This is a genomic window from Plantactinospora sp. A48, from assembly GCF_055793945.1.
Map to the genome: position 1 here is coordinate 52,338 of NZ_JBTIXF010000034.1, position 15,879 is coordinate 68,216.

At 72.1% G+C, this 15,879-nt stretch carries 16 protein-coding genes and 1 tRNA gene; 7 read left to right on the forward strand and 10 right to left on the reverse strand.

Annotation, left to right across the window (positions count from 1 at the left end; genetic code table 11):
- Positions 1 to 102: 102 nt before the first annotated feature.
- Positions 103 to 1,944 (reverse strand): hypothetical protein, encoded by a 1,842-nt coding sequence (locus ACXN5W_RS18460; RefSeq protein WP_473159555.1) that lies wholly within the window; start codon positions 1,942 to 1,944, stop codon positions 103 to 105.
- 95 nt (positions 1,945 to 2,039) lie between these two features.
- On the opposite strand from ACXN5W_RS18460, the gene ACXN5W_RS18465 reads away from it, so the two are divergent.
- The 3 genes from ACXN5W_RS18465 to ACXN5W_RS18475 all read left to right on the forward strand — a co-directional run bounded on the left by ACXN5W_RS18465 (position 2,040) and on the right by ACXN5W_RS18475 (position 3,729).
- Positions 2,040 to 2,120 (forward strand) — tRNA-Leu (locus ACXN5W_RS18465).
- Positions 2,121 to 2,238: 118 nt separating this feature from the next.
- Positions 2,239 to 3,123, forward strand: a complete 885-nt coding sequence (locus tag ACXN5W_RS18470; protein ID WP_473159556.1) for a Bax inhibitor-1/YccA family protein — start codon at positions 2,239 to 2,241, stop codon at positions 3,121 to 3,123.
- 279 nt (positions 3,124 to 3,402) lie between these two features.
- Positions 3,403 to 3,729, forward strand: coding sequence for a hypothetical protein (locus tag ACXN5W_RS18475; RefSeq protein ID WP_473159572.1), 327 nt, complete (start codon positions 3,403 to 3,405; stop codon positions 3,727 to 3,729).
- Between the two features lie 34 nt (positions 3,730 to 3,763).
- Here the strand turns inward: ACXN5W_RS18475 and ACXN5W_RS18480 are convergent, their stop codons facing one another.
- Genes ACXN5W_RS18480 through ACXN5W_RS18490 form a run of 3 tightly spaced genes read right to left on the reverse strand, consistent with a single transcriptional unit; the run spans position 3,764 to position 6,936 of the window.
- Positions 3,764 to 5,026: an acetyl-CoA C-acetyltransferase gene (locus tag ACXN5W_RS18480; RefSeq protein ID WP_473159557.1), complete on the reverse strand. Its 1,263-nt coding sequence runs from the start codon at positions 5,024 to 5,026 to the stop codon at positions 3,764 to 3,766.
- Between the two features lie 57 nt (positions 5,027 to 5,083).
- Positions 5,084 to 5,899, reverse strand: a complete 816-nt coding sequence (locus ACXN5W_RS18485) for an SGNH/GDSL hydrolase family protein (protein WP_473159558.1) — start codon at positions 5,897 to 5,899, stop codon at positions 5,084 to 5,086.
- Positions 5,896 to 6,936, reverse strand: a complete 1,041-nt coding sequence (locus tag ACXN5W_RS18490) for an SGNH/GDSL hydrolase family protein (RefSeq protein ID WP_473159559.1) — start codon at positions 6,934 to 6,936, stop codon at positions 5,896 to 5,898. Before ACXN5W_RS18490 ends, ACXN5W_RS18485 begins: the two co-directional genes overlap by 4 nt.
- A 197-nt stretch (positions 6,937 to 7,133) precedes the next feature.
- On the opposite strand from ACXN5W_RS18490, the gene ACXN5W_RS18495 reads away from it, so the two are divergent.
- The gene (locus ACXN5W_RS18495; RefSeq protein ID WP_473159560.1) at positions 7,134 to 7,490 is read left to right on the forward strand and encodes a YkvA family protein; all 357 of its coding nucleotides are present in this window, start codon (positions 7,134 to 7,136) and stop codon (positions 7,488 to 7,490) included.
- Positions 7,491 to 7,598: 108 nt separating this feature from the next.
- Positions 7,599 to 8,969 (forward strand): cystathionine beta-synthase, encoded by a 1,371-nt coding sequence (locus ACXN5W_RS18500; RefSeq protein ID WP_473159561.1) that lies wholly within the window; start codon positions 7,599 to 7,601, stop codon positions 8,967 to 8,969.
- A gap of 193 nt (positions 8,970 to 9,162) precedes the next feature.
- On the opposite strand, the gene ACXN5W_RS18505 is transcribed toward ACXN5W_RS18500, so the two are convergent.
- The gene (locus tag ACXN5W_RS18505; protein ID WP_473159562.1) at positions 9,163 to 9,678 is read right to left on the reverse strand and encodes a GNAT family N-acetyltransferase; all 516 of its coding nucleotides are present in this window, start codon (positions 9,676 to 9,678) and stop codon (positions 9,163 to 9,165) included.
- Entirely contained in the window at positions 9,675 to 10,601 is a 927-nt protein-coding gene (locus ACXN5W_RS18510) for a ribonuclease Z (protein ID WP_473159563.1), read from the reverse strand. Before ACXN5W_RS18510 ends, ACXN5W_RS18505 begins: the two co-directional genes overlap by 4 nt.
- A 504-nt stretch (positions 10,602 to 11,105) precedes the next feature.
- Between ACXN5W_RS18510 and ACXN5W_RS18515 the strand changes: the two genes are divergently transcribed.
- Complete coding sequence (locus ACXN5W_RS18515) at positions 11,106 to 11,663, forward strand: Uma2 family endonuclease (protein ID WP_473159573.1); 558 nt, start codon at positions 11,106 to 11,108, stop codon at positions 11,661 to 11,663.
- On the opposite strand, the gene ACXN5W_RS18520 is transcribed toward ACXN5W_RS18515, so the two are convergent.
- From ACXN5W_RS18520 to ACXN5W_RS18535, 4 genes are all read right to left on the reverse strand, one after another.
- Complete coding sequence (locus ACXN5W_RS18520; RefSeq protein WP_473159564.1) at positions 11,646 to 12,179, reverse strand: GNAT family N-acetyltransferase; 534 nt, start codon at positions 12,177 to 12,179, stop codon at positions 11,646 to 11,648. The two genes, ACXN5W_RS18515 and ACXN5W_RS18520, sit on opposite strands and share 18 nt — an antisense overlap.
- A gap of 91 nt (positions 12,180 to 12,270) precedes the next feature.
- Positions 12,271 to 12,930, reverse strand: a complete 660-nt coding sequence (gene msrA / locus ACXN5W_RS18525) for a peptide-methionine (S)-S-oxide reductase MsrA (RefSeq protein ID WP_473159565.1) — start codon at positions 12,928 to 12,930, stop codon at positions 12,271 to 12,273.
- Between the two features lie 236 nt (positions 12,931 to 13,166).
- Positions 13,167 to 14,000, reverse strand: coding sequence for a hypothetical protein (locus tag ACXN5W_RS18530; RefSeq protein WP_473159566.1), 834 nt, complete (start codon positions 13,998 to 14,000; stop codon positions 13,167 to 13,169).
- 149 nt (positions 14,001 to 14,149) lie between these two features.
- Positions 14,150 to 14,560 (reverse strand): HIT family protein, encoded by a 411-nt coding sequence (locus ACXN5W_RS18535; RefSeq protein ID WP_473159567.1) that lies wholly within the window; start codon positions 14,558 to 14,560, stop codon positions 14,150 to 14,152.
- Between the two features lie 78 nt (positions 14,561 to 14,638).
- On the opposite strand from ACXN5W_RS18535, the gene ACXN5W_RS18540 reads away from it, so the two are divergent.
- On the forward strand, positions 14,639 to 15,781 hold the full coding sequence (locus tag ACXN5W_RS18540; RefSeq protein ID WP_473159568.1) for a cystathionine gamma-synthase: 1,143 nt from the start codon (positions 14,639 to 14,641) through the stop codon (positions 15,779 to 15,781).
- Positions 15,782 to 15,879: the final 98 nt, after the last annotated feature.

The following is a 15,879-nucleotide window of genomic DNA, read 5'->3' on the forward strand; positions in this document are numbered from 1 at the left end:
CCAGGTCCGGCACCGCCAGGTCCGGCATCGCCAGGTCCGGCACCGCCAGGTCCGGCACCGACGGGCCGACGGTCCGCCGGTGGCTGGTCCGCCACCGGCCGGTCAGCGGACCTTCCAGACCCAGACGTCGAGGTCCCGGGTGCCCGGGCCGTACAGGGCCTCCATCGTGGTACGCAGTGGCAACGGATTTGGCGCGTCGTCGGCCAGCACCATGCAGGAGGCGTTCCAGAAGTCCACGTCCCGCCGGGCCTGATCGCGCTGTTCCGGACCGATCGGCGGGACGCCGCCGGTCTTGGCCACCTCGGCGAGCAGCGCCGAGGTGGGCTGCTTGTAGGTGCCCATCGAGGCGCCGTGCTGGTCACCGTACGGGCCGATGAAGAAGCCTTCCGGCACGGCGAAGCCGGCGTTCTGCGAGGCCGCCCAGCGCATCACCCAGGGCTCACTCGGGGTGGGCAGCGGCACCGGTACCAGCACACCGGTCGGCTTGACACAGTCGCGCCAGTGGCCGGCCGAGAAGAACTGGGGCACCGGCGGCCGGTCGGTCGCCGGCAGCGGCCTGGGCAGCATCGGGATCAGCGCGGAGGCCACCGCCGCGGGCACCATGACCTGCACCCACTCCCACCGGTGTTCCTGGGCCCGGTCGACCGCCACGACCAGAATGGTGGCGATCAGCGGTACGAGGGCGAGGGCGAACCGCATGGGTAGCGCCCCGTCCACCAGCGGCATCTCCAGCAGCAGCGTGAACGGCCCCTGGGTGCTGGTGCGTTGTCCGTTGATCACCACGTCGGGACCGAGGGACAACGCCGCCATCACCAGCGCGGAGGTGGCACAGGCCAGCACAATGGGACGGCGGATCAGCCAGAGGGCGGCCAGCGCCCCGCACACCAGCAGCGGCCAGCCGAGGAAGGTGTTGTACTCGGAGGCTCCGGTGCTCAACCGGGCGGTGTGCTCGTTGCCGGCCAGCGACAGCGGCGAGAAAGCGGGGAAACTGGCCAGGTCGGCCGAGAAGTAGTGCGGACTGAATATCCCGTTGTGGATGCCCTGCGGCCCCTTGAACTGGAACCACAGCGGATACGCCAGCGCGATGGCGGCCAGGGCGGCGGCCAGGACCAGCCCGACAACGCAGCCCGGCAGGGCCCGCCAGGCCAGCCGGGGCGAAGCGAGCGCGTACCCGAGGGTCACCAGGGTCAGCGTGACCGCCGTGAGGAACAGCACCTCCTCGCCGATGAACGCCTGTACGGTCACCGCGGCCGCGAGCCCCACCGCCGAGGTGACGATGCGCCGCCGGTCCCGACCCGGCGTGTCAGGCCGGCCCGCCGGGTCGGCGGCCCGGACCATCCGCACCACCAACCACACCATCACCGGGACCAGCCACTGGGCGGTCATGTGCAGGTGGCTGTTGCTCTGCGACACCAGGCCCGGGCCGAAGCCGCAGAGGGTCGCCCCGAGCGCGGCGGCCAGCCGGCTCGCCCCGAGGACGCGGGAGAACAACAGGTACCAGGCGATGGCGGTGACCGCGAGGTTGCCGGCGGCGATCAGCGCGAACGTGGTGGCCGCGCCGAGCAGCAGGGTGACCGGGGCGAACAACGCACCCAGCGCGATGACCGTGGTGTTGGCCATCAGGTTGACCCCGTCCGGCACGTTCAGCTTGTCGCTGAGCAGGCTGAAGTCGCCGAGCAACAGGCGTGCGTCGCTGGCCAGGAACCATTCGTAGAGGGTCTGGTCGGCCGGGTTCAGCGCCAGGACGTGCCCGTCCGGATCCGGCCACAGGCCGTGCGTCACCCAGCCGGCCGCCAGCAGGAAGAACAGTCCGATCACGAGGTCGGAGCGGTGCTTACGAATCATCACGATCCATTGCGTACGGTGTCGAGCGGTGGGGGCGGGTGTGCCCGGTGGGGCCGTACCGGAGCCGACGTTGTGCGCCGCGCGGGCTCTGCTGGTCACGGCCTCGACCCTAGTGCCGAAGGGCTGGCGGGGTGAGCCGGGTGGGTCCCGACCCGCTACGGTGACAGGACCGGACCCGTGCGGTCCGGGCACCGGCCCGGGTGGTGGAATGGCAGACACGGCCGCCTTAAAAGCGGCTGCCGCGAGGCGTGCGGGTTCGATCCCCGCCCCGGGCACCCCACCTCACGGCACCCCCCACCTCGGCGGAACTGCTGTTCTCGCCGGTGGTGGCATCTGCCCACTACCCTTGAGGGGCACGTCGTCGTGCATCGACCCCCCGAGGGAGGCCTTGAAGTGAAGACCACCAACCCGGTCCTCGCCCGGCTCGGTCAGGCGGCCGTCCGGGAGCGAGGCACCGGGTACGCCCCGGGCCCCGGCTACCAGCAGCCTGGATACGGGCCGGCCTATCCGCCGCCCGGCGGTCCGTCGGCCGGCTACCCGTCGGGCGGTTACCCCGGCGGCCCGACGTATCCGGGTCCGGCCGCCTTCCAGCCGTCGCCCGTCGCCACCCGGGCGATGTCGATCGACGACGTCGTGGTCAAGACCGTCATCCTGCTCGGCGTGCTTGCCGCGTCCGCCGCGGCAGCCTGGATGGTCATTCCCGATGCCCTGCTCGGGGCCGCCTGGATCGGGGCGGCGGTGGTCGGGCTGGTGCTCGGCCTGATCATCTCGTTCTCCCGGGTGGCCAACCCGGCGCTGGTCGTCGCGTACGCGGTGGTCGAGGGCGTCTTCGTCGGCATGGTGAGCAAGTTCTTCACCTCGATCGCCGGTTACGACGGCATCGTGCTCCAGGCGGTGGTGGCGACCTTCGCCGTCTTCTTCACCATGGCGATCCTCTACAAGACCCGGGTCATCCGGGCCACCCCCCGTTTCACCCGCACCCTGATCGCGGTGATGGCCGGGCTGTTCGCGGCGATGCTGATCAACTTCGTGCTGGCCCTGTTCGGCGTGGACACCGGCCTGCGCAGCGGCGGACCGGTGGCGATCGGGTTCAGCCTGGTCTGCATCGTGGTCGCCGCGCTGAGCTTCGTGCTCAACTTCGCGGAGATCGAGGAGGGCGTCCGGATGGGGCTGCCCGAGCGGTACTCGTGGACCGCCGCCTTCGGCATCCTCGTCGGGCTGGTCTGGCTCTACCTTGAGGTGCTGCGGCTGCTCAGCTACTTCCAGGGCGACGACTGACCCGCACGAAGACCGTCCCAAGCCTCGCGCCGGCGCCCGTTCCCGAGCCGGTTGGCCCGGTCGGTCTGCTCGCGCGTGGTGCCCGGCCCGGTTGGCCCGGTCGGTCTGCCGGCGGGGGCGTGCGGCTCGACTAAGCTGCCGCGAATGAGGGCAGCGCAGCCGGACCGGGAAGCCGAACCGCCCACCGGCCCGGGGATCGGGGCAGGGAACGAGGCGGCGAACGGGACCGCCGGGCTGGGAGTCGGGGCGGCGAGTGGGATCGCCGGGCCGCTGGCCGAGGTGGTCGAGGCGGCCGAGGTACTGCACCGGGCGGTGGGTCTGCTGGTCCGCCAGGTCGGTCACTGGGAGGCCCGCCGCTGGGCCGCCACCACCGATCGGGGCAACGTGGCCCGGTCCGACCTCGTACACCGGCTTGTGCAGCGGGTCGCGAACCTGGCGGCAGACGCGGCCGGCGAGCCCCGCCGGAGCGTGCCCCGGTTGGACAACGACCTGGCGCTGCCCGATCAGCTCCGGGTGGTCGCGGCCGACCTGGTCGCCGCCGGGCCCTCGGCGGCGGTCCTCACCGAGGCCGCCGCCGAGGTACAGGCCACCCGCGCCGCGCTCTGAACCCGGCCACCGAGGGTTCCAGCCGGCTGCCGGGTCAGCTCAACCGCTCCAGCACCATCGCCATGCCCTGACCGCCGCCCACGCACATGGTCTCCAGGCCGATGGTCCGATCGTGCCAGTCCAGGGCGTTGAGCAGGGTGCCGGTGATCCGGGCGCCGGTCATCCCGAACGGGTGGCCGACGGCGATCGCGCCGCCCATCACGTTCAGCTTCTCCAGCGGGACACCGAGTTGCCGGTACGACGGGATGACCTGCGCGGCGAACGCCTCGTTGATCTCGACCAGGTCCACGTCGTCGATGGTCATGCCGGCTCGGGCGAGGGCCTGCCGGGACGCCTCGACCGGGCCCAGTCCCATGATCTCGGGTGACAGCGCGGTGACCCCGGTGGAGACGATCCGGGCCAGCGGGGTGATGCCCAGGTCACGGGCCCGCTGCTCGCTCATCACGATCACGGCCGCGGCACCGTCGTTCAGCGGGCAGCAGTTGCCGGCGGTGACCCGGCCGTCGGGCCGGAACACCGGCTTCAGCCCGGCCACCCCCTCCAGGGTGACGCCGGGACGGGGGCCGTCGTCGGCGCTCACCACCTCGCCCGACGGGGTGCTGACCGGGGTGATCTCCCGGGCCCAGAAGCCGTCGACGATGGCCTTCTCGGCGAGGTTCTGGCTGCGTACGCCGAACTCGTCCATCTCGGCCCGGCTGACGTCGCAGACCTGGGCCAGGTTCTCGGCGGTCTGTCCCATCGCGAGATAGATGTCCGGCAGGTTCCCTCCGGCGCGCGGGTCCGTCCAGGTCCGCGCGCCTCCGGCGGCCCGGCTGGCCGACCGTTCGCGGGCCTCGGCGAACCTCGGGTTCTCCCACCCGCCGCCGACCAGTTCCTGAGCCTCCGCGGGCAGACCGTCGGAGCTGCCGCGCGCGTACCGGGAAACCATCTCGACCCCGGCCGAGACGAAGACGTCACCCTCACCGGCGGCGATGGCGTGGAACGCCATCCGGGTGGTCTGCAACGAGGAGGCGCAGTAGCGGGTCAGCGTCGCGCCCGGCACCCCGTCCAGCCCGAGCAGCGTGGCGACGACGCGGGCCTGGTTGAAGCCCTGCTCGCCGCCGGGCAGCCCGCAACCCAGGTAGAGATCGTCGATCGTGGTCGGGTCCAGCTGCGGCACCTTGTCGAGCGCGGCGCGCACGATGGTGGCGGCGAGATCATCCGGCCGCAGTTCGCGCAGCGAGCCCTTGTGGGCCCGGCCGATGGGCGAGCGGGCGGTGGCGACGATGACGGCGGTCCGGGACGGGTCGGTCGGCATGAACCAACGTTAACCCGTGAGTAACTTGACCCGGTAGCCAGGCGACCCGGGAGGTGCTCAGTTCCGGTTGGCCACCGAGGCGGCCTCGGCCACCGCCGGCAGCAGGGCGTGCGCCCAGACCCGGTAGCCGTCGGCGGACGGGTGGTAGCCGTCATGGCACAGGGTGCCGGCGTCGGCCCGGAAGACCGGCCCGGTCTCGGCGGCCAGGTCGACCACGGTACCGCCGGCGGCGGACACCACCTCCGCCTGAGCGGCCGCGGTGCGCCGGCCGACCCATCCGGCGATCTGGCGCAGCGGCTGGGCGATGGCCCGTACGGCGCCCAGGTCCGGGCAGGTCCCGACGACCACCTCGACCCGGGCGCCCCGGAGCCGGCGTACCGCGTCGCCCAGGTAGGCGGCGGACTCGGCCGGCCGGCGCAGCCCGGCGGCGTCGGCGGCGCCGATGAGGATCAGGGCCACGTCCGGATGCTCGCCCAGCAGCGCCCGAGCGACCTGGGTGGCCAGATCGGTGCAGCGGGATCCCACCACGCCGACGCTGGACAGGTGGACCTGGCGCCGGGGGCCGCCGGGCCGGCCCGAGCCCTCGGCGAGCAGGCGGGCGAGTTGCCCGCCCACCGTGTCGTCCACCCGGTCGACGCCCACGCCCAGCGCCGCCGAGTCACCGAGCAGCACCAGCCGCAGCGGCGGGGCGCCAGCCGGCCCGACGACGCTGCGCACGGCGAGGCCCGGCTCGGGGTAGGCATACCGCCGGGTGCTGGCCAGCACGGCTTCCCCGGCGAGCAACGCGGCCCCGCTGAGGGTGCCGGCGAGCAACGTCACGGCGGCCGTCCGGCCGATCCGGGCGGCAATGGCCCCCGGCGTGGGCTCGGTCATGTCGCACCCTCCTCCACTGACGACGTGGCGGCGCCCCGGGCATGGCCGAACCAGGGCCGGCGCCGGCGCAACCGCGCCCAGCGACCGGCGGGTCCACGCTCGCGACCACCCAGCCGGGCGGCGCTCACCTCCGTGCCGGCGTGCCGGGCGGCGACCTGAGCCGCCGCAGGAAGCGACCGTACGCCAACCAGCTCGACCGTTCCAGCCGAGCGATCGGCCGGGCCGGCCAGCGCCGACAGCGCCGTCGGCAGCAGGGCGGCGGCGGCGATTGCGTACCCCTCCGCCGAGGGGTGGAACCGGTCCCAGGCGAACATCCGGCCGGGTTCGGCGGCGAACCGGGGCCCCAGCAGGTCCCCGAGGGAAACCGTCCAGCCACCGGCCTCGACCACGGCCACCGTCTGCGCGGCGGCCAGCTGCCGACTCCACCGGCGGGCCAGCCAGCGCAGCGGCGGCTTGATCGGCTGGATCGCACCGAGGTCGGGGCAGGTGCCCACCACCACCTCGGCGCCGGCGGCGCGCAGCCGGCGTACCGCGTCGACCAGATAGCGGACCGCGACCTGCGGGGGCGTCCGGTTCGTGACGTCGTTGCCGCCGATCAGGATCACCGCGAGGTCGGGCCGGCGCTCCAGCGCGGCCTCGACCTGCGGCGCCAGGCCCGCCGACCGCGAACCGACCACGGCGAGCCGGTGGAGCCGGACGGGACGGCGCAACCGACGCGAGATGCCGGTCGCCAGCAGGGCCCCCGGGGTCTCCCGGGGTCGGTGTACGCCGTAGCCGGCCGCCGACGAGTCGCCGAGCACCACCAGGGTGATCGGCGGACCGGGGAACCGGGCGCCGTAGACGCCGTCACCGCGCGGCGGCGGCGCCTCGGCCAGCGGGATCACCCGCCGGGCCTGTCGGGCCTGGCCGATCAGCACGCCGGACGCGGTCAGCACGGTGATCGCGGTCGCCCCGACGCCGACGGCGGTCAGCTTGACCACCCGCCGGACGAGCCGCCACGGTGTGACCGCCGCGGCTGCGGTTGCCGCCTGACCCATCGAGCGCCCCCCGCCCTACGCGATCCGCCCCCTGACATTCGAGGCTATCGCGGACAGGTGACACCCGGCTGTCAGTGATCCGCCGTTCCGGCCCCGGAACGCTCATCGGCGGTGTCGGATGCCGCCCGCTCGCGTCGCGCTCGACTGGCGGTGTCGCACCGGGAGCGCATCATGGGGGGAACGAGAAGGGTGCTGACATGGCCAAGAATCTCAAGCGCACGGCCGCCTTCACGGCGCTGGCCCGGGCGCTGACCGCCGGTGCCCGTGGCGGTCCGTCCCTGGGCACCCGGTTGGCGGCGCTGCCGCGCATGATCAGGGCGACCAGCCGGGGTGAGTACGACGGGGGCATGCGGCTGGCGATGATGGCCGCCGCGACGGTGTACGTGGTGTCGCCGATCGATGTGGTTCCCGAGGCGCTCCTGCTGGTCTTCGGCCTGGTCGACGATGCCCTGATGGTCACCTGGCTGGCTGGCAGCGTGCTGTCCGAGACCGAGCGCTTCCTGGAGTGGGAGGCTCGTCGGGCAGCCGTGGTCCCAGGTCACGTCGTGCGCTGACGGCACGTACGCTGGTCGGGTAGTCATGAGCAGGCCCGGCCGCCTGCCGGTGCCTCCTCGCCGGCGTCGATGCCTCCGTGCGGCCGACCCGACCCAGAGAGGCACCCAGTGCGCTACTACGACAACGTCGTCGACATGATCGGCAACACCCCGCTGGTCCGGCTGCGCAACGTGACCGCCGGGATCCAGGCGACGGTTCTCGCCAAGGTGGAGTACATGAACCCCGGCGGGTCCGTGAAGGACCGGATCGCGCTGCGGATGGTGGAGGACGCCGAGCAGGCCGGCATCCTGCGTCCCGGTGGCACCATCGTCGAGCCGACCAGCGGCAACACCGGGGTGGGGCTGGCCCTGGTGGCCCAGCTCAAGGGGTACCGGTGCGTGTTCGTCTGCCCGGACAAGGTCAGCCAGGACAAGCGGGACGTGCTCAAGGCGTACGGCGCCGAGGTCGTGGTCTGCCCGACGGCGGTGGCACCGGAGGATCCGCGTTCGTACTACAACGTGTCGGACCGGCTCGCCCGGGAGATCCCCGGCGCCTGGAAGCCGAACCAGTACGCGAACCCGGCCAACCCGCGCTCGCACTACGAGACCACCGGCCCGGAGGTGTGGGAGCAGACCGACGGCCGGATCACCCACTTCGTGGCGGGCGTCGGCACCGGCGGCACCATCTCGGGCATCGGCCGATACCTCAAGGAGGTGTCGGACGGGGCGGTCCGGGTGGTCGGCGCGGACCCGGAGGGCTCGGTCTACTCGGGCGGCACCGGTCGGCCGTACCTGGTGGAGGGGGTCGGCGAGGACTTCTGGCCGGAGACGTACGACCGGACGATCTGTGACGAGATCGTCGAGGTCTCCGACAAGGACTCCTTCGAGATGACCCGGCGGCTGGCCCGCGAGGAGGGTCTGCTGGTGGGCGGCTCCTGCGGGATGGCGGTGGTGGGCGCGCTGGAGGTGGCCCGCAGGGCCGGTCCGGACGACGTGGTCGTGGTGCTGCTGCCGGACAGCGGCAAGGGCTACCTGTCCAAGATCTTCAACGACGAGTGGATGGCCCGGTACGGCTTCCTGGCCACCGGCGGCAGCGAGGCCACCGTGGCCGAGGCGTTGGGCAAGAAGCCGGGTGGCCTGCCCGAACTGGTCCACGTGCATCCGACCGAGACGGTCCGGGACGCCATCGACTACATGCGTGAGTACGGCGTCTCGCAGCTGCCGGTACTCAAGGCCGAGCCGCCGGTGGTGACCGGTGAGGTGGCCGGGTCGATCGCCGAGCGCGACCTGCTGGACGCGCTGTTCACCGGGCAGGCCCACCTGCACGACACCATCGAACGGCACATGGCCGCGCCGCTGCCGATGATCGGCGGCGGGCAGCCGGTCAGCGAGGCCGTGGGCCTGCTGGAGAAGTCCGACGCGGCGCTGGTGCTGGTGGACGGCAAGCCCAAGGGCGTGCTCACCCGCCAGGACCTCCTAGCCCACCTCGGCGCCCACTGACCCCCCACCCCACCCGCCCCGCCCCGCCCCGCCCCACCCGCCCCTCCCTCCCCCTGCCCTGCCCGGGTTGATCATGAGGTTAGCGGGGCCGAAGGCGCACAATTCACCCCGTCAACTTCATGATCAACGGGGGAGAGCGAGGGAGGTGCGGGGGAGGCGCGGAGAGACCGAGGGAGGGCGGGGGAGGCGGGGGTCAGGGGAGGGGGCGGGAGTAGCGCACCTGGGGGGTTTCGACCGTGCCGATGAGGTCGGTGCGTTCCACCTCGTCGCAGGTCCAGCCGCCCCGTTCGTAGAACCGACGGGCCGGGGCGTTCTCGGTGAGCACCCACAGCGTGGCCCGGCGGTAACCCTCGGCGTACATCGTGGCCAGCGCATCGATCATGAGTTGCCGGCCGACGCCCCGACCCTGCCAGCGTGGATCCAGGTGGATGGCGTGCAGCACTCCGCGGTCCGGGCCGGCCTCGGGCTCGTCCGGCCCGACGTAGGTGAACCCGATGATCCTGCCAGCGTGCTCGGCGACCGTGAGCCGGTGCTCGCCACGCTCGTAGCTCCACCGTTCGGCCCAGTATCTGCCCATGGCTGGCGCTGTCGGCCGGGCGAGCGCCTCGGCCGGCAGGATCCGGGCGTACGCGGCCCGGCGTGAGCGTTGGTGCAGGGCGCCCACGATCGGTAGGTCAGCCTTTCGGGCGGGACGGAGCGTGATGATCACCCGCCCGAGGGTACCCGCCGAGGCGGAACCGGCAACCGGCCGAGGTCCTCGGCCACCACGAGCTCACCCGAGAACTCCGCCCGGGCCTCGTCGAGGAACCGGCGCGGGTCGGGGTAGCGCTGCGAGAAGTGCGTGAGTACGAGCTGACGTACCCCCGACTCGGCCGCCACCCGCGCGGCCTGCGCGGCCGTGAGGTGGCCGTACGCCTCGGCCAGCCCGGTGTCCTGACTCAGGAAGGTCGACTCGATGACCAGCGTGTCGGCCCGCTCGGCCAGGGCGTAGACGTTGTCACACAGCGCGGTGTCCATGACGAACGCGAACCGCTGCCCGGGGCGTGGGACGCTGACGTCGGCGAGGGACACCCGGCGCCCGTCGCGGTCCAGGTGGCCGATGGCCTTCAGCTCGCCGACCGCCGGCCCCGAGATGCCGTACGCGGCCAGCCTGTTCGGCAGGAGCCGCCGGCCGTCCGGTTCGACGAGCCGATAGCCGTACGCCTCGACCGGATGCCGCAGCCGGCGTGCCTCCAACCGACCCACCGGGGTTTCGATCACCTGGCTGTCGCCGGCGACCGGCTCGGGGCACAGCTGCGCGGTCTCGTGGAAGGAACTGGCGTGCCGCAGCGCCGCGAAGAACTCGGCGCCGGACGCTGGGAAGTGGGCGGTCACCGGATGAGCCACCCGGTCCAGCGAGAGCCGCTGGATGATCCCCGGCAGGCCGAGGCAGTGATCACCGTGGAAGTGGGTCACGCAGATCCGGGTCACGTCGGTGGCCGACACCCCGGCCCGGAGCATCTGCCGCTGGGTGCCCTCGCCCGGGTCGAACAGGAAACCCTCGCCGTCCCAACGCAGCAGGTAACCGTTGTGGTTGCGCGTTCGGGTCGGCACCTGGCTCGCCGTGCCGAGCACCACCAACTCGCGGGACACGTTGACCCCTCGGAGGCTGACCCTGGATATCGCGGTGGGGCCGGGCGCCACGGCGTTCGCCGTGACCCTGGAGATAAAGCGACCCCCGGGGCTTCCGCTCCGCAGAGCGGGCCGGCTGGACTGGGCCGGCACCCCGGGGGTCGGGTGGCTGACTTGGATTCGCCGCACCGCTGCCACACGGTCTCGACGATCGGACGAGGCCCCACCCCGACGGTACGCGCCGGCAGGGACCCGACTGTCAAGGACAGCGGCTAGCGGACAGCCACCTCACGAGTCCGATAACTACACAAAGTCTGGACCACCTCCTCTCCCGTGTACCGCCAAACTTATCCAGCGTTCGCCCGAGCGGCAACAGGTTTAGATCACTGGCCGGAACGTCATTCGGCGCGGTAGTGCGGTGAGCCGGCGAACGTCTCGCGCTGACCCGCCACGTGGCATCCTGCTTGTAGCTGGTTGCCACGTGCGGATCTGCACGTGCTGTGGGTGAACCGGGAGGTGAGCGAGTTGAGCGTGGCGGTCCTTGAACACGTGGGTCCGTGGGCCGAGGCTGACTATCTCGCCCTCGGCGAGACCACGGACCGGATCGAGTTGTTGGACGGGAGCCTGCTGGTGAGCCCGGCACCGAGCAAGCGGCACCAGCACCTCTCCCGGCGGCTGGCGAACGCCCTCGACCCCCCGGCCACCGACGCCGGCCTGCTGGTCTTCGAGGCTGTCAACGTACGCCTGCGCACCGACCGCATCGTGATTCCGGACCTGGTGGTGGCAGACACCGACGACGAGGGCTCAGTGATCGAGGCCGCCGAGGTCCGGCTGGTCGGTGAGATCGTGTCGCCGGGCAATGCCGCGGCGGACCGATTGATCAAGATGCAGCTCTACGCGGCGGCTCGGATCGACCGGTACCTGCTGGTGGAGCCGGAATCCCAGAACGATCCTGTCCTCCGGCTGCATCGCCTCGACGGCGCACACTACGTGGAGGAGGCGGTGGTCCGGGGCGGGGAGCGCCTGGAACTGACCGAACCACTCCGGCTCAGCCTGGATCCCCGGTCACTCCTGAGCCGCTGACATGCCCCGGCCCACGCGCCCGGCCCGGCTCTGGACTCCGGCGAACGGTGTGCCACTGGCCGCCTGGTCCGGCGATCGCTGGAGGAGCTGTCGGGACGACTCGAAGCCCAGCCGTTCGTACACCGGCACTGCCTTGCGACCAGATTGAACCGTCACGCGGAGGGATCCGAGGCGTGTCGCATGCTCTGAGGCAGCCGCCACGAGCGCCGAGCCGATCCCTCGGCCTCGCTGATTCGGCATGACGAAGACGCTCTGGATGTCGGCGGACAGCCGACTCGTCGCTCCGGGCCGCGGGACGCGAGGGACGAGCGCGACCCAGGCCATGCCGACGATCTCCGGTCGGCGGAGTCGAGCGACGAACGCCAGATGCGAGTCCTGGTGAGCGGCCCACCACTGGGCAAGCTCCGCTGTGAAAGCGTCCACGGACAGCTGTGCTGGCTCCTCATGAAGCGTGTCGAGCCACAACAGCCAGGCCAACTCTGCGACATCGTCCGCACTCGCCTGGCTGATCCTCACGAGGTGAGTTTGTCACGGCTGTGGAGAGCGGCCGGTCCGCCAGGTCAGCGCTGGCGCGGATCCGGGGACCCGCGCCAGCGCTGTGCCTGGGTCAGACCGTACGGGCCACGCCAATCGGGCAGGACATCCCGTTCGGGCCGTGGTTGCAGTAGCCGTTCGGGTTCTTCGACGGCGCCAGGTACTGCTGGTGGTAGTCCTCGGCGTAGTAGTACTCGCCAAGCGGCAAGATCTCGGTGGTGATCTCACCGTGCCCGGCCGCGGCGACCACCGGGGCGAACGCCTCCCAGGACTCCTGGGCCAGCGCCAGCTGCTCGTCATCGGTCACGTAGATCGCCGAACGGTACTGGGTGCCCACGTCGTTGCCCTGGCGCATGCCCTGGGTCGGGTCGTGGTTCTCCCAGAACACCTTGAGCAGGTCCTGGTAGTTGATCAGGGCCGGGTCGTACACCACCTGGACGACCTCGGCGTGCCCGGTGTAACCCGAGCAGACCTCCTCGTACGTCGGATTCGGGGTCTGGCCGCCGGCGTAACCCACCGAGGTGGAGAGCACACCCGGCAACGACCAGAACAGCCGCTCGGCCCCCCAGAAGCAGCCCATGCCGAAGACGGCGATCCGGGCGCCCTCGGGCCAGGGACCCTGCAGCGGGCCGCCGAGCACGGCGTGTCGGTTCGTCACCGGCATCGCCGTCTGCCGGCCCGGGAGGATCTGGTCCGGAGAGGGCATCTTGGGCGTCATGTGCCGTAGAAACACGTCTGACTCCTTTCGGGGCCCGCCCGACTCGGGCATGGCCTCTGCCGGATGCAACACCCGGCCACTCCGGATCCTTACCCGTCCCACGACCGCTCAGGCCACCTCGCCGACCACAGCCGGCCAGCCGGCCAGTCGAGGTCGGGCCACCCGGAGGTTGCCACCGGTCCCGCCGCCCCTCGTCCGGACGCCGTCGGCCCCGCTGGCGCCGTTCGTCCCGCTGGCGCCGTTCGTCCCGTTCAGCCGTTCATGCTGGCCAGCAGGATCAGCAGGATGACCACGGCCGGCGGAATGGCCAGGCCGATGATCGTCATCGGCCGGGCGAGCAGCCGCGGTCCCGGATTCAGCGGCGTGCCGTTCGGGACGCCCGGTACCGGCTGGGCCGGCGCCAGCCGGCGCACCCGGCCGCTGACCGCCAGGTTGTAGAGCACCGTGATCGGGGCGATGATCAGCGACAGGTAGCCCCACCAACCCTGCACCAGGGTCTTCGAGGTCATGTCGCGGAAGGTGGCCAGGCCGCAGTCGCGGCAGAACGGTCCCTTCAGGCTGAGGAACCGCATGATGAGGATCATGCCCTGGTGACCGCGGAAGGTGACCTGAGCGGCCGGCGCGTAACCGCAGAGGCGGCAGCGGGTGCCGGGCACGCCGGCGGCCCGCGGGTCCGCGGCCGGTCCCGGACCACCGGCCGGGTACGCCTGACCGGGCAGCACCCCGTACCCCGGGTGCGCCGGGGCGTACCCGCCCGGATGCGGCTGACCGGGGTGGACCGGCGCTGCCGTGCCGGCGCCGCCCTGGTACGGCTGCCCGCCCTGGTACGGCTGCCCGGCCTGGTACGGCTGCCCCGGGTGAACCGGGGCCGTGCCGGTCCCACCGGGGTACGGCTGGCCCGTCCCGCCCGGGTACGGCTGGCTGCCCTGGTACGGCTGGCTGCCCTGGTACGGCTGTCCGGGGTGGACCGGGGCGGACGTGGCGAACGTCGCGGGCGCGTACCCGGGGTGGTGGCCGCCGGTTGGTTCGGGGCCGCTGGCCGGGGGAGCGCCGAACGCGGCGGGATTCGAACCGGGTTGGGACATCTGGAACACCTCGCATTGATGACGGAAAGCGCGTCATGCTAATTCGCGACCGGCCGTCGGCGCTGTCCCTTCCGACGCGCATCCGAAGCGTCCCCGGGGGTTAACAAGGGGCCCCTGCTATACAGAAAGCGATAACAAGGTGCCCTTCCTTACAGGGCGGCGGCGATCTTGTCGGCGTGGGTCTGGGCCTCCGCGTCCGAGTCGTAGCGGTGTCGGGGCCAGAAGAAGCCGCGCAGGCCGTCGCCCTTGGTCCGGGGCACGACATGGGTGTGCAGGTGCGGCACCGACTGGGACACCCGGTTGTTGATCGCGACGAAGGTGCCGCCCGCGGCCAGGCCGGATTCCACGGCCAGCGCGATCCGCCGGACCGCGCCGAAGTAGTCGGCCAGTTCGGCCGGCGGGAGATCGCCGAGCGTCTCCACGTGGACCCGGGGGATCACCAGCACGTGCCCCTTGAAGACCGGTCGGGTGTCGAGGAAGGCCAGCACCCCGGGCTCGTCGGCGACCCGGAAGGCCGGGGTCTCGTTTCTCACGATCGCACAGAACACGCATCCCGCCACCGGGGCAGCGTAGCCGCCACCCACCCGGCCGCCCGGTTCGGCGGGAGCCACCGGGATCGGGGGGCTAGCCTCTGTCGAATGGACTACGGCTTTGAGACGCTCGCCATCCACGCCGGCCAGGAGCCGGATCCGCGGACCGGTTCGGTGATCCCACCGATATACCAGACCAGCACGTACGCCCAGGACGCCGTGGGCGCGCCGCGGCTCGGCTACGAGTACAGCCGCTCCGGCAACCCGACCCGGGACGCGCTCCAGCAGGCCCTCGCGGCGTTGGAGGGCGGCCGGACCGGGCTGGCCTTCGCGAGTGGGCTGGCTGCCGAGGACACCCTGCTGCGTACCGTCTGCCAGCCCGGTGACCACGTGGTGATCCCCGACGACGCCTACGGGGGGACGTACCGGTTGTTCGCCCGGGTGGCCGAGCGCTGGGGCCTGAACTGGACCGCGGCGAAGATCTCCGACGTCGACGCGGTCCGCGCGGCGGTCCGGCCCGGTCTCACGAAGATCGTCTGGGTGGAGACGCCGACCAACCCGCTGCTCGGCATCGCCGACCTCGCGGCCCTGGCCGGTGTGGCGCACTCTTCGGACGCGCTGCTCGCCGTCGACAACACCTTCGCCTCGCCGTACCTTCAGCAGCCGCTCGCGCACGGCGCCGACGTGGTGATCCACTCCACCACGAAGTACATCGGCGGCCACTCAGACGTGGTGGGCGGCGCCCTGATCACCTCCGACGCGGACCTCGGTGAGCGGCTGGCGTTCCACCAGAACGCGATGGGCGCGGTCAACGGCCCGTTCGACGCCTGGCTCACCCTGCGCGGCATCCGGACCCTGGGTGTGCGGATGGACCGGCACTGCGACAACGCCGAGCGGATCGCCGACTATCTCGCCAACCACGCCGGGGTGGCTCAGGTGTTCTACCCGGGCCGCCCGGAGCACCTGGGTCACGAGATCGCGGCCAAGCAGATGCGCCGGTTCGGCGGCATGATCTCGTTCCGCGCCACCGGTGGCCCGGAGCACGCGATCCGCATCTGCAACTCGGCCAAGCTGTTCGTGCTGGCCGAGTCGTTGGGTGGGGTGGAGTCGCTGATCGAGCACCCCGGCCAGATGACTCACGCGAGTGCCGCCGGCTCGCCGCTTGAAGTTCCCGCCGATCTCGTGCGACTGTCTGTCGGCATCGAAACGGCCGACGACCTTCTCGCCGACCTGGAGCAGGCGCTCGGCTGAGCGCCGCCCCCGGCGTACGTTGGGGGGGGGGGGGGGGGGGTGCAGGGGGGGGGAAGGCGGGTGTGAGAAGAGAGACGAGTGGGGGGGGGGGGGGGGGG